This window comes from Sphingobium sp. AP49 (genome assembly GCF_000281715.2).
GTDB lineage: Bacteria > Pseudomonadota > Alphaproteobacteria > Sphingomonadales > Sphingomonadaceae > Sphingobium.
Map to the genome: position 1 here is coordinate 1,815,349 of NZ_CP124576.1, position 11,932 is coordinate 1,827,280.

The 11,932-nt window shown below is 64.1% G+C and carries 12 protein-coding genes; 2 read left to right on the forward strand and 10 right to left on the reverse strand.

Annotated elements, in window-relative coordinates:
- Window positions 1-34: 34 nt before the first annotated feature.
- From PMI04_RS08790 to PMI04_RS08815, 6 genes are all read right to left on the reverse strand, one after another.
- Window positions 35-778, reverse strand: coding sequence for a response regulator transcription factor (locus PMI04_RS08790; protein ID WP_007712617.1), 744 nt, complete (start codon window positions 776-778; stop codon window positions 35-37).
- A complete protein-coding gene (locus PMI04_RS08795) occupies window positions 727-1,746 on the reverse strand; it encodes a sulfotransferase (RefSeq protein WP_007712616.1) in 1,020 nt (339 codons plus the stop codon). The genes PMI04_RS08790 and PMI04_RS08795 overlap by 52 nt, the downstream gene beginning before the upstream one ends.
- 3 nt (window positions 1,747-1,749) lie before the next feature.
- Entirely contained in the window at window positions 1,750-2,904 is a 1,155-nt protein-coding gene (locus PMI04_RS08800) for a glycosyltransferase family 4 protein (RefSeq protein WP_007712615.1), read from the reverse strand.
- Entirely contained in the window at window positions 2,897-4,132 is a 1,236-nt protein-coding gene (locus PMI04_RS08805) for a hypothetical protein (RefSeq protein WP_007712613.1), read from the reverse strand. The genes PMI04_RS08800 and PMI04_RS08805 overlap by 8 nt, the downstream gene beginning before the upstream one ends.
- 114 nt (window positions 4,133-4,246) lie before the next feature.
- A complete protein-coding gene (locus tag PMI04_RS08810) occupies window positions 4,247-5,062 on the reverse strand; it encodes a TIM barrel protein (protein ID WP_007712611.1) in 816 nt (271 codons plus the stop codon).
- A gap of 76 nt (window positions 5,063-5,138) precedes the next feature.
- Window positions 5,139-5,816, reverse strand: coding sequence for a nuclear transport factor 2 family protein (locus PMI04_RS08815; protein ID WP_238535964.1), 678 nt, complete (start codon window positions 5,814-5,816; stop codon window positions 5,139-5,141).
- Here PMI04_RS08815 and PMI04_RS08820 point away from each other — a divergent pair.
- The gene (locus PMI04_RS08820; RefSeq protein ID WP_007712603.1) at window positions 5,809-7,506 is read left to right on the forward strand and encodes a thiamine pyrophosphate-binding protein; all 1,698 of its coding nucleotides are present in this window, start codon (window positions 5,809-5,811) and stop codon (window positions 7,504-7,506) included. The genes PMI04_RS08815 and PMI04_RS08820 overlap by 8 nt on opposite strands.
- A 3-nt stretch (window positions 7,507-7,509) precedes the next feature.
- On the opposite strand, the gene PMI04_RS08825 is transcribed toward PMI04_RS08820, so the two are convergent.
- The 3 genes from PMI04_RS08825 to PMI04_RS08835 are packed head-to-tail and all read right to left on the reverse strand — an operon-like array spanning window position 7,510 to window position 9,780.
- On the reverse strand, window positions 7,510-8,061 hold the full coding sequence (locus tag PMI04_RS08825; protein WP_007712601.1) for a carboxymuconolactone decarboxylase family protein: 552 nt from the start codon (window positions 8,059-8,061) through the stop codon (window positions 7,510-7,512).
- 13 nt (window positions 8,062-8,074) lie between these two features.
- On the reverse strand, window positions 8,075-9,223 hold the full coding sequence (locus tag PMI04_RS08830; RefSeq protein WP_007712599.1) for a hypothetical protein: 1,149 nt from the start codon (window positions 9,221-9,223) through the stop codon (window positions 8,075-8,077).
- Entirely contained in the window at window positions 9,220-9,780 is a 561-nt protein-coding gene (locus PMI04_RS08835; protein ID WP_007712597.1) for a hypothetical protein, read from the reverse strand. Before PMI04_RS08835 ends, PMI04_RS08830 begins: the two co-directional genes overlap by 4 nt.
- 117 nt (window positions 9,781-9,897) lie before the next feature.
- Here PMI04_RS08835 and PMI04_RS08840 point away from each other — a divergent pair, with 117 nt between their 5' ends.
- On the forward strand, window positions 9,898-10,791 hold the full coding sequence (locus PMI04_RS08840) for a LysR family transcriptional regulator (protein WP_007712595.1): 894 nt from the start codon (window positions 9,898-9,900) through the stop codon (window positions 10,789-10,791).
- Here PMI04_RS08840 and PMI04_RS08845 read toward each other — a convergent pair.
- Window positions 10,763-11,779 (reverse strand): L,D-transpeptidase, encoded by a 1,017-nt coding sequence (locus PMI04_RS08845; RefSeq protein ID WP_007712593.1) that lies wholly within the window; start codon window positions 11,777-11,779, stop codon window positions 10,763-10,765. The two genes, PMI04_RS08840 and PMI04_RS08845, sit on opposite strands and share 29 nt — an antisense overlap.
- Window positions 11,780-11,932 lie beyond the last annotated feature (153 nt).

The following is an 11,932-nucleotide window of genomic DNA, read 5'->3' on the forward strand; positions in this document are numbered from 1 at the left end:
CATCCGCAGAATATGGCGTAAACTAAGGTGCGGGTCAGGCGGTTGCTTCGCCCAATATGACGGGATGAACGAAAATATAGCCTTCGTTCCGAACTGTGCGGATCGTCTGGCCCTTCAGGCCGCTGGCCATCAATTTGCGACGGAGGCGGCAGAGCTGCACATCGATTGCCCGGTCATAATGTTCGCTGGCCGCACCATAGACCTTGTCGAGCAGCTCGTTGCGATTGAGCACTTGGCGGGCATTGATGACGAAGACGCGCAGCAGCTGATATTCCCCTTCCGACAAGGAAACCACGGCGCCGGCCGGATCGAACAATTGTCTTGTCGTCAGGTCGAAGCGCCAGCCTTCAAACTGTGCCCAGGCGCGATCGCGCGTTGCCGAGGCGAGGGACGCGGGGCGCGGATTGCGGCGACGGGCTCGCAAGGCCGCGTTGATGCGGGCGAGCAGTTCGCGCGCGTTGCAGGGTTTGGCCAGATAATCTTCTGCCCCCATTTCCAGGCCCAGAATACGGTCGAGATCGCTGGCCGCGCGCGAATGGATGATAACCGGAATCTTCCGTTCGATCGCAAATTCGCGCAGCAGACCGGCGGTGTGCAGGCCGGGCATCGTCGGTTCGGCGACAATCAGATCATAAGGCTGCTCGTCCGCTTTGCCGCGCATTTCTGCGGCGCCGGTGGCGGTATCGACGGCAAAGCCGTAGCGACCGAAATAGTCGGACAACGACGTCAGCAGCGCGGCGTCATCGTCGGCGAGGAGTATCTGGCTTTGGTTCGGCATGATCGAATCAAGGACGTTGCCAGGGCAGCAGACCCGTGCCCGAAATCGGCATCGCAGCGTGCCTGATGCAGCAGTCGTCGGGCGAGTTTCGCTTCGCCATCCTGATAATAGTCCTGAAAATGGGTAATCGCGGCGGTATCCAATATGTCCGTCATGCTAAGCGGCCGACCGAAACGGCGCGAGGCATTGGCCCGGCGCAGCAGGTGGCGGCTGAGCTTGTACCAGCCCGGAATGGCGATCAGGCAATGCTTGTCCGTCACCGCCCGGCGGGTAAACAGATTGGCGATCCGCGCTGCCCATAGCAGCGGCCTGCTGAGCGAAGGATTGCGCGTGCCCCAGTCGAGCTGGTTGACCGCGATTTCAAGCCCGAAACGGGCGGCATAGGCGGCGGCGAAGGCCTGTGGATTGGCGCGGAAATCCTCATAGCGGAAGACATGGACCCTGTCTGCCCCGAACAGCGCGTCATAATAGGCGACCAGCCGCACATAATCGAAATGCTCGCGGCGGAAGCCGGGCGCTTCGTCCCGTTCGGGAGCGACCGGTCCCCGTCGATCCTGGCCGAACAGATAACGGTGGACGCCATAGGTGCCGCCACCCTTCACATATTGGAGATAGGCCGAGGCGATCGCTGAGCAGGGGTCTCGTACGAAGATGACGATCTGGGCATTGGGCAGGGTCGTCTTGATCCGGCTGGCGACGTCCTTGGACAGGTTACCTGCCAATCCCCCATTATGCAGGCCGCCGGACAGATTTTCCTCGCACAGGATGATGTCGTCCGGCTCAGGCCCTAGTCGCGCCCGGGCGTCAGCAGGATCGAAATGCAGGGCGCCTGGATCGAGAAAGGCGGCGCGGGCGGTGGCGCGCGCCAGGTAGCGCCGGTTGCGTACGGCGGGATAGAAAATGTCCTGGAACCAGGTGGTGCCGGTTTTGTGATAGCCGATATGGATGATGGGACCCCTGTTGCGCATGGTTCAGCCCCCCTGGGCGATCGCGACGGGATCGAAGGCGTGCGTAGGGACGCCCGGCAGTCCGCCCAGGCTGAGGGCGCAATGACGGTCCCATGACAGGTTGGCGGCGGCCCATAGCCGTGCCTGATCGCCGAGACGTCGGCACAGGGCCGGATCGCGAACCAGCAGTGCGATCGCGGCGCGGATAGCCCCGGGATCCCGGCCATTGACGACAAGGCCGGTGATGCCGTCCTGTACCAATTCCGCCGGACCGCCATCCTGGCCGACGATGCAGGCCAATCCCTGGGCCATGGCATCGGCGACGCTGAGGCCAAAGCCTTCGACCTCGGCGCCATCCTCCAGCGCGATCTGGGGGTGCAGGAAGATGTCGGCGGCACGATATTGCTGCGCCAGTTCCGCGTCGGAAACATAGCCGGCAAGGATTATGGCATCGTCCAGTCCATGGCGGCGCGCGGTCTGCTGAACCCGGATGCCGTCTACGCCGCGGCCGATGATGGTATAGCGCAACGAAGCATCCGTGCGCAGGCAGGCGGCGGCAGCATCAATGGCGGCTGGGATGTTCTTGCGGGCGACCAGGCGGCAAACGGTAAGGAGCTGGGCCGGCCCATCGTTGCGCTGGAATGGCGTAGCCGGCCGTTCGACGGGCATGCGCACGCCGTTCCAGGCCGTGACACAGCGGGAGGCAAGATGGGGCAGGCGATGCACCAGCAGCTTGTGGGTGACAGTGCTGACCGCAACGATATGACGGGCGCGACGGAGGACCAGGCGCATCAGGGCGAACGCGCCTCCGCCGGGGCGACCGACCTCGCGCCCGTGGATGGTCACCACCAGCGGGCGCGGGAAGAGCAGGGCGGGCAAGGCGGCGCGCCAGGTACAGGCATGGATCGCATGTGGTCGCTCGCCTCGGCACCAGGCAGCGAACATCGCCCGGAACAGCCGCAGATAGACGCGCATCCGCGAGGCAGGCCCGACATCAATCAGATCGATGCCGTGGCTGGTGATCCGGCGCGGTCCGGCCGAGGATTTGGCAAACAGGGTAACGCGCCAGCCGAGCGCAGCATAGGCATGTGCGATCTCTCCGACATAGGTTTGAACGCCGCCTTCATCGGGGGCATGAACGCGCGCAACAAGCCAGATGTGGCGGCCAATGTCAGCCATGGTGCAGTGCCTTCCGCAGGGTATAGCGTTCATAAGCGGGCGCGGCCTGTGGTTGTTGACGGGTCAGATAATCTGCCACGGCCCGCGCCGCGCGGGTCGCGGCGCGTTGGCCGTCGAAGGCGAAGGTGTCGGCCAGACCCTTTTGCTGCGCCGGTTTGTACATGCCGTGCGCGGCCATGGCCGCTGCCACCTTGTCGGGCAGGCGATCGGTCGATTCATGGACCGGGCCATAATGCCAATGGGCATAGTTGGGATCATGGCGCCATTGCACCCCCTGGCCGTTGAGGAACAGGCAGGGCCGCGGCGTGGCAAGAAACTCGTAGATCTGGCTCGACACGTCGCCAAGATAGGCGGCAGCGAGATGAACATAGCTCATATCGACGCTCGCCCGGCTGCCAAGGTCGATGTGGATATGCGGCAGGCTGGCAAATTCGGCCAGCATCCGCTCCGCCGTCGCGCGTTTGCGGCGATTGTCGAACAAGCGGACATGGGGGGCGACGATCAGGTTGAACCGGTCGTCCGCCGCGAACTGCCGCAGCACGTCCATTCCCATCGCCTGCCATGAGGAGAGACGAGAAGAAAAATGGGGATTGTAGAGGATGATCGGGCGGTTGTCCGTGAAGGGGCTGGTCGCGTGCCGGTCCCGCGTCAGATCGAACTTGCCATAGCCGGCGATGGCATAATGGCCTTCGCGGATCAGCCCCTGGGCCAGCATGCGGCGGCGCTGTTTTTCTCCCGCCAGCAGCACGAAGTCGAACAGGGCGATGCGGGGATCGTAACCGACTGCCCGATCGCCGGCCCCATGGCAGGTATGGATGAAACATGTGTCCGCAAGACCGAGGCGGCGGAGCAGCAGCGAGGTGCGTTCGGGGATGACGATCGCATCGTACCGCGCAAGCCGGCGCCTGGCCGCGAGCAGCGCGGGCAGCTTGGGAGGGGTGTTGCCCCCAGACAGGCGCGTGGCCAATTGCAGCCACGGGGCGTGAATCTGGACGAAGTTCAGCCGGCCCCCGCCATGACGCGCCGCCAGTTCGCGCGCAAAAGCGATATGGTCGGTGCCGGTCGCCACGATGTCGACGCGGAAGCGTGGATCATGGGACAATTCGAGCGCCAGCGGCATGGCGTGCAGCAGATGATGGATCTGCGCATTGAAGAAGAAGCAGATCGACTGCGGCATTTGGGGTGTCGGGGCAGCCAAGGCCCGGATGTCGATCGGCTGTAGTATCACGCTGCACTCCACGGCTGATGCTGGTCAGCCATGATGTCGGCACGTGGCTTTGCGCCGCGATTTCACATTGCAGCGGGGCCTGTAACATTGTGCACCTGATGCGGCTGCTATGTGTCAGTCGTCGCCGAGCAGATGCCGGGCCGCAGCCACGACTGGACGCAATCGATCGTGCGGGCCGATGCCGGCGTTGGCACGCGCGCGCTGAGGGACTTCGAGGCCGTAGGTGAGGCCTTTGGGTAGGGCCGCGAGATAGGCATCGATCGGCACATCACCATCACCCGGCGTCAGCCGCTCGTGCAGGGCCGCATCCATATAGGCCTCGGGCGGCAGCGTGTCGGCAATGTCGCATAGTTGGACATGGGCGATTTGCGCGGGATCGAGCGCCGCGATCGCTGCGGGCGATATGCGCAGGCGATGCAGGTGCATCATGTCCAGCACCAGACGAAAATCCGGTCGGTTGACATGGGCCAGCAGCGCCTGTGCCGCTGCCAGCGAACCGATTGGCAGCATCGGCACGATTTCGACCGTCGCCGTCATGCCCCGGTCCGCGACCATCTGTGCGAACAAGGCGAAGTCGTCGAACAGCCGGCTCGGATCGGCGCGGCGGTCGACGCTGAGGCTGTTGATCCGTTCGCAACCCATTTCCGCCAGCATGTCCATGTCGGCCGCGAGATCCCGTGGATCGAGACCAGGGCGCAGCAGCAACCCCTCACCGATGGACAGGGCGATCCCGCGATCGCGCAGCGCGGTCCGGGTCTCACGCCGGAGCAGCGGATCGTCTCGCAGCGAATAGGGTGGATAGCCGGCATTATGGCCCATGCCCTCCAGGGCCAGCGAAATGCCGTTACAGCCCAGGTCCGCCGCGAGCGTGACATAATCGACCGGGGGCAGGCAAAAAACGCTGATCTGCTCAATGCCGAGCCATTGCATGGGCTGCTTCTCCGCTGGGGGGGTATGTTCTGGCGCCGCCCCGGCGATGTCTGTGCGGCATCGCCGGGGAGATATCTTATTTCCGGACGACTGCAGCGTTCAGAAAAGGGTCGTTCCCGATGAACATCGGCGTGCTGTCGAACAGCGAGATCAGCCATTCGCCATCGGATTCGCGGCGAAATTCCATCCGGCAATCGGCGACGATCGTCGGCCCGACCAGGTTCAGGATCGGTGCTTTCCCTTCGCCTGAGTAATTGACCAGGATGAATTGCGCGGCGGCGCTATCCTTGTCAGCGAAGGTGACACGCATGTTGGTGATGGTATGCCTTTGCGTCCGGACGCCGTCCTTCTGTTGCGCCGCGACCCGTTCATTCCGGGCGGTGTAGAAGGCGTTGATGGGGGCATGGCCCAGATGCAGCGTCCCGCCGACCAGATAGTGGCAATCGGTGGTGCAGAGCGGTGCGACATGTATGCCGCCGTGCAAGTCCAGATCATAGCCCCAGTCGATGACCAACTGTTCGATCTCCAGTTTGGAAACGGCGTTCTCCGTCGTGAAGCGGGGCATGTTTTCCTCATCCTTTCCTTGTTCTTCTGCGCCTTGCCTGCCGCAGTGGAGGTCGACAGGCAAGGGGGTGCCGTGCCATTCTGAACACCTTGTTAGCATCGGGGACGGTGCAGATGATTCGCCAGCGGCACGGTTCACAACGCCGCAGCGATGGATGATGCAATTGGGAGCAGGATCGACGATGGGCACGCCGGTATATGAACGCATTCTCCAGTTGCTGGAGGCGGAGGGGATCGACAGTCTGTTTGGCATTCCCGATCCCGGCTTTGTCCATATGGCGGTCAAGGCGGAGCAGCGCGGCTGGCGCGTGACGGCGCCGCATCATGAACAGTCGGGCGCGTTCATGGCCGACGCCTGGTCGCGCATGACGGGGAAGCCGGGTGTCTGTTTTGGGACGATGGGACCGGGGGTCGCCAATCTGGCGGCGGCGGCGATCGTGGCGGCGAAGGAAAATGCCCCGACCATCTTCCTGGCCGGCAATCGCGGGCGCGAGGCGGAGCAGCGCGTAAAACGCGGCCGCATCCAATATATCAGCCAGCCCCGCTATTTTGAGGCGGCGATGAAATATGTCGGCGTGATCGAATATGCTCACCAGGCTGACGAGGTGATCCGCGAGGCGCTGCGGGTCTGCCAATCGGGCAAGCCCGGCCCGGTCTATGTCGAAATCCCGATGCATGTGCTGCATGAGGAACCGGACTGGGCGCCGTTGCAGGCGCCCGACGACTATCGCCTGGTCGCGCAGGAGGCTAGCGCGGCGATGGTGGCGCAGGCAGTAAGCGCGATCGCCGCAGCCAGGGCGCCCATCATCCTGGCAGGCCATGGGATATTCACTGCGCGAGCAGGACAAAGCGTGGGTGCGCTGGCGCTGGCGCTGGATTGCCCGATTATCCAGACCTCGGGCGGGACCGCCTTCATTCCCGGGATGGAGGAGCGGACCTTCTCCTATGGCTTCTCGCCCTGCGCGAACGAAGCGGTGGAACAGTCCGATCTGGTGATCGCGATCGGAACCGAATTGGGCGAGCCGCTCCATTTCGGGCTTAATCGGCATTGGGCTACAGGGGATGCCGAGCGGCAATGGATCTATATCGAGCGGGATCCGCTCGCCTTTGGCGTCAACCGCAAAATCCATGTGCCGCTGCTGGGTGATTTGCGCGATGTGGTGCCGCAACTGGTCCAGGCGCTGGCGGATCGGACTCCTGAACCATCGCCGCAACTGGCCCAATGGGTCGAACGCCAGGCCGCGTTCAAGGCGGAGCTGGCCGACAGCGCGCCGCGTGGACGGGTGCCGGTTCATACGGCCCGGCTGGTGACGGAGGCGACCGCGGCCTTTCCGAAAGATGGCATCATGGTGCGCGACGGCGGGTCGATCACCATATTCACCTGGACCTATTCGCAGGCGACCCCGCATGATGTGATGTGGAACCAGAATCTGGGGCATCTGGGCACTGGCCTGCCCTATGCCATCGGCGCGGCCATCGCGACGGGCGGCACGCGGCCGGTGATGCTGCTGACCGGTGATTCCTCGATCATGTTCCATATCGCGGAACTGGAGACAGCGGTGCGCAAGAAGCTGCCGATCGTCGTCGTGATCAGTTCCGACTATGCCTGGGGGCTTGAAGTCGGGGTCTATCGTCGTGCCTTTGGCGAAGGGTCGGCCGAGACCGAGGCGCACTGGGGTAAAGATGTGCGCTTTGACATGATCGCCAGGGGCTTTGGCGCGCACGGCGAGTTCGTCGAGCGCGAAGAGGATATCGGACCTGCTATCGCCCGGGCTCTGGCAAGCGGCAAACCGGCGGTGATCCAGGTGCCGGTCGATCCCGACGCGAATGCGACGGAGGCACCCAATTACGCCGAATATTCATCCTGGGCGGCCTATTGAGTATCAGGCGTCCCGGTCTGGCCCCATGGCATTGAGCATCATCGCCCAGAAGGACCAGAGGGCGATGATGCTGGTGCATTCGACGGCCCCCCGTTCGCCATAGGCATCGCGGATGCGGGCGAAGAGCGGTGCGGGCACATCGCCCGATGCCACAGCGTGGGCATATTCGATGACCAACCGCTGTTCCGCATCGAACAGCGGTGAATGGCGCCAGAAGGGGAGGGCGGCCAGCATCTCGGCGCTCAACCAGGCCGCGTCGGCCGGCCGCATTCGCGCGGCAAAGCCATAGCCGCAGCCGAAATGCAGGTTGACCGTCTGGATTGCCAGTTCGCGCAGGTCCGCGCGCTGGCCCCAGCCGGTGTCGAGTGCGAGGAAACGGCTGAGTTGCGATAGCAGCAGCGCCAGCCGGGGCTGATGGGCTGCGATCGCCAGTCCGGCATGGTCGCGATCGATCTGCGGGTCGCTCATGCCGGGGCATAGAGCCGCGAACAGGGCTTCGGCCTCGGCGGGGTTGCCCGGATAGTCGCTCGGGCGGAATATGCCCTTCACGCGCACGACGCAGATGTCCTCATTGTGCCGGCAGCGGGGACGCGACCGGCTTGGTCTGGGACAGCGACGTACCGAAGGTGTGGAAACAGGCGGCATGGAGACCGCCCAGTCCCCCGGCGACGAAGACCAGCATGTCCTTGGGTTCGGGCGCAGCATAGATGCGGCCGTCGCTGCGGATGCGACCCTGTTCGGCCAGTTGGTCGCGATGTCGCCGGTTGAGCAGGTCTGCGTCGATGCTGGCGAACTGCCAGAGCATCTCCTGCACATCCTCGATATTCGGTAGTTCTCGGCCGACGATCTCCGCACAGATCGGGTTGAGCGCGATCAGCGCCTCGCCAAAGGGCACCGCGCCGGAAAAATTGTTGCAGCCGGCATAGGCATAGGAGCGGCCGATCATCTCCAGAAAGTCACGCGCGCTGTGCGATGTCGTGTCGAGTATGTTCATCGTCCCCATGGTGCCGAACGAGGTTACGGCATTGCCGGCAATGCCGCGCCGCTCGCCCAGGGGTGCCCAGGGCGATTTTTCCTCCCATTCGCCGGTGACGATACCGGCGATGCGTCCCGGGGAGCCGAAAGTGGTCTGCGATGTCGTACCCGCTACTTGTCCGGCGACATTGCGCATGATCAGGCGGATGGCGCGACCGATTGCGGCCGATGCGCCGGGGACGCCGCCCAGGCAGCCATAGCTATATGGAATGTCGAGCGCATGACGGACCGGGCCGTTGACGACGAAGGCGGGGTATACCGGCGCGGTGGTGGCGTTGACGCCGTAAAGCTCAAAATCCGGGTCGGCGATCGACGCGATCATGGCGATCAGCAGTTCCAGCGACGCCGCCGGGGCGCCGGCCATCACCGCGTTGATGACGATCTTCTCGACCGTGCATTCGACGTCGCCGGGCAGGATGCCGATGACCTCGTCGGGATAACGGTCATTTTCGGCCAGGAAGGTGCGGACCCGGGCGTCGGTCGGCGGTATCAAGGGCAAGCCATCGCCCCAGCCCTTGTCCATGGCGAAGCGGGCGAATGTCTCTATGTCCAGATCGGCTTCATGGCGGCGGCTGGCGAGCCAGTCGACCTCGCAACCGTCCGGGCCGCAGTCACGGCTGATCAGCGGGCGCGGCGAGGGGGCGGCACGATGGGCAGCGGGGCGGATATATTCGATGCTCATGCCGCAACCTCCTGCAGCGGAAGGCTGGCGCCCATGCTGGCCAGCACGGACAGGAAATGGGCTTCGGCGATGGGCAGGACATCTTCCTTCAGTTGCTCGTTGAGCGGATAGGGCAGGACATGGACGCGCAGGCCCGAACGGCCGCCGCGTGCCGCGATCTCATGGGCGAAGGTCTCGAAATTGGCGGTCGCGATCGCGGTCGTCGGCAGGCCCGCATTGGCCGCCGTGATGGCGTCGCGCACGGTCCATCCGGTGCAGGAGCCGCAATTGGCGAGGCCGACGACGGCAATGTCGATCGATGCAAGAAATGCAGCGTAATCGGCGGCGTGGCGCTCGCCTTCGTCGCCCGATCGCCCTCCCGATCGCCAGAAGACCACATCAGCGCCGGCGTCGCGCATCTTCTGCGCCCACACCTCGCTAACCCAGTCCCAGGCGCGCCACATCCGATCAAGCCGGAAACCGACGCGCTTGCCGGCCAGCGGGCCAGCGTCGGGACCGGGGTGGGTGATGTCGTCTTCCCGCCGTGCGGTGGGATCGAGCACGAAGCCATGGGCCATCTCTGCATCCTCTCATCATGCCGGCGCTTCGTGGCGGCGGCGCAGGCGTAAGGCTTGCAGATGGCCCGGGGTGCGTCCAATGTATTTCATATGCTAATTTGATGAGTTGGATTCATCATGCTTCAGTTGCGCAGCCTCCAGCATCTGCTGATCCTGTCACGGCGACTCAATTATGCGCGCGCGGCGGGGGATTTGGGCCTGTCCCAGTCGGCGCTCAGTCGGTCGATCCAGGCGCTGGAACAGCAATGGGGCATGAAGCTGTTCGACCGCGACCGGTCCGGTGTCGCGCTGACGCCACAGGGACAGATGGCGGCCGAACGGGCGGCGGTGCTACTTGCGGATGCGGCGGATATGGAACGGCAACTGGCGCTGAGTGCCGGGGCGCAGGCTGGCCGGGTGCGCTTTGGCATGGCGCCGATGCCGACCCGCGCCTTGTTACCGGCTGTCATCGCCGCGCGACTGATCGATGCGCCGGGGGTGACCAACGAAGTCGTGGTACGCGACACAGATGCTCTTTGGTCGTTGTTGGTCGCCGGCGAAATCGAGTTTTTCGTGACCAACGAAGGTTTTCATTTCGATGCCCCGGTGCCGCGAGTCGAACTGCTCGGCCATTTTCCCATCGGCGGTATCGTCCGGCCCGGCCACCCGCTGCTGGCCGAACCCGGTTCCGGCCGGACTTTTCCGGTGCTACGGGCGAGTTGGACCGGGTTGCCGTTGCCCGACGACATTCGTGCCCATATGTGCGGCGGTCCCAATGTGATCGAGGATTTCGGATCGCTGGCGACGATCACGGCGTCGTCGGATGCGATCTGGTTCTCCTCCCGTTACGCCGCGGTGGAGGAACTGGCCGCTGGCCGCCTATGTGAATTGCCGCGCCCGGCCGATGCGACGCCACATGACGTCGGCGTCGTCCTCTATTCGCTGGAGCGCCGCTCTCCCTCCCCCTGGGCGCGGGCGATCAAGCAGGCGCTGCGTCAGGAAATCAGGGCGCTGGGACAACGGCATCCATGATTGTCAGCCTCTCCCCGGTCGAGGCGCCGACGCTGGAATCAGTGACCAGGATAGTGGCGCCCGGCTTCAACTGGGCGCGAACCAACTCATAGAAATCGCGGGGAACGCGGACGCGGTTCAATACCGCCTCGTCCACGACATTATTGGCATCCTCCTCATGTCCCGGCAGGCCGACATAGAGCCAGTGTGGCTTGCCGTCATTGCCGGTGGACAGGGTGATGACATGTGATCCGGGATCGGCATCGTTGATCTGCGCGACACTGCGGCCGATTTCCGTGCCGTTGCGCAGGACGACGATGCGCTGTTCCTTCTTCGATATGATGATGGTGAGCGGACCGCTGGGCGCGAGTGCTGGCTGCCAGCGATATTCCTCGCCCTGGAGTGGCTCGTTCTTGACCAGTTCGCCTTTGGCGTTGACCGGCGAAAGCAGGCTGGCCTGGCTCGTGCGCATATGGGTCGCGGCATTGCCCTGGACCACAACCGTGGCGCCCAGGCTGGTGATGGCGAACAGCTCCTGCGAAAATTTATAGGGGAGATGGATGCAGCCATGGCTTTCGGGATAGCCCGGCAGGCCGCCGGCATGAAGGGCCACACCGTCCCAGGTCAGGCGTTGCTGATAAGGCATGGGGGCGCTGTTGTAGAGACTGGACCGATGGTCCTTGTCCTTCTGCAGGATAGTGAAGACGCCGGTGGGCGTTTCATGCCCTTCCTTGCCCGAGGAGATGGTCGATACCGCGATGCGCACGCCGTTGCGATAGACGGTCGCGATCTGGCGCGAGAGATCGACATAGACGAGCAGTGGGCCGGTGGGGGAGACCTGCGGTGCCCAGACCCACTGGCCCGGCTTCAGATTGTCGGCCCGGCGGGCAAATTCGGGTGGGGATGTGGCACGGTCTCCCTGTGCCAGCGCCATTTGCGGGCCAAGGCCCAGGCCGGCGAGCAGAATGGCATGACGGGCAAAGCTGCGGCGGATCAGTCCGGTCATCATGGCACCCCTGTTGCGCCTGTTTCGATCGGGTCTATCGGCCTTTTCGGCGCAAATCCATAGGGCGTGCAAGGACGGCTCTTTCCAGCGTGGGAGGCGGGCTGGCGGAACCGATCGGCCGGATGGAGCAGGTCGCTGTCATATTTGCGATGTCAT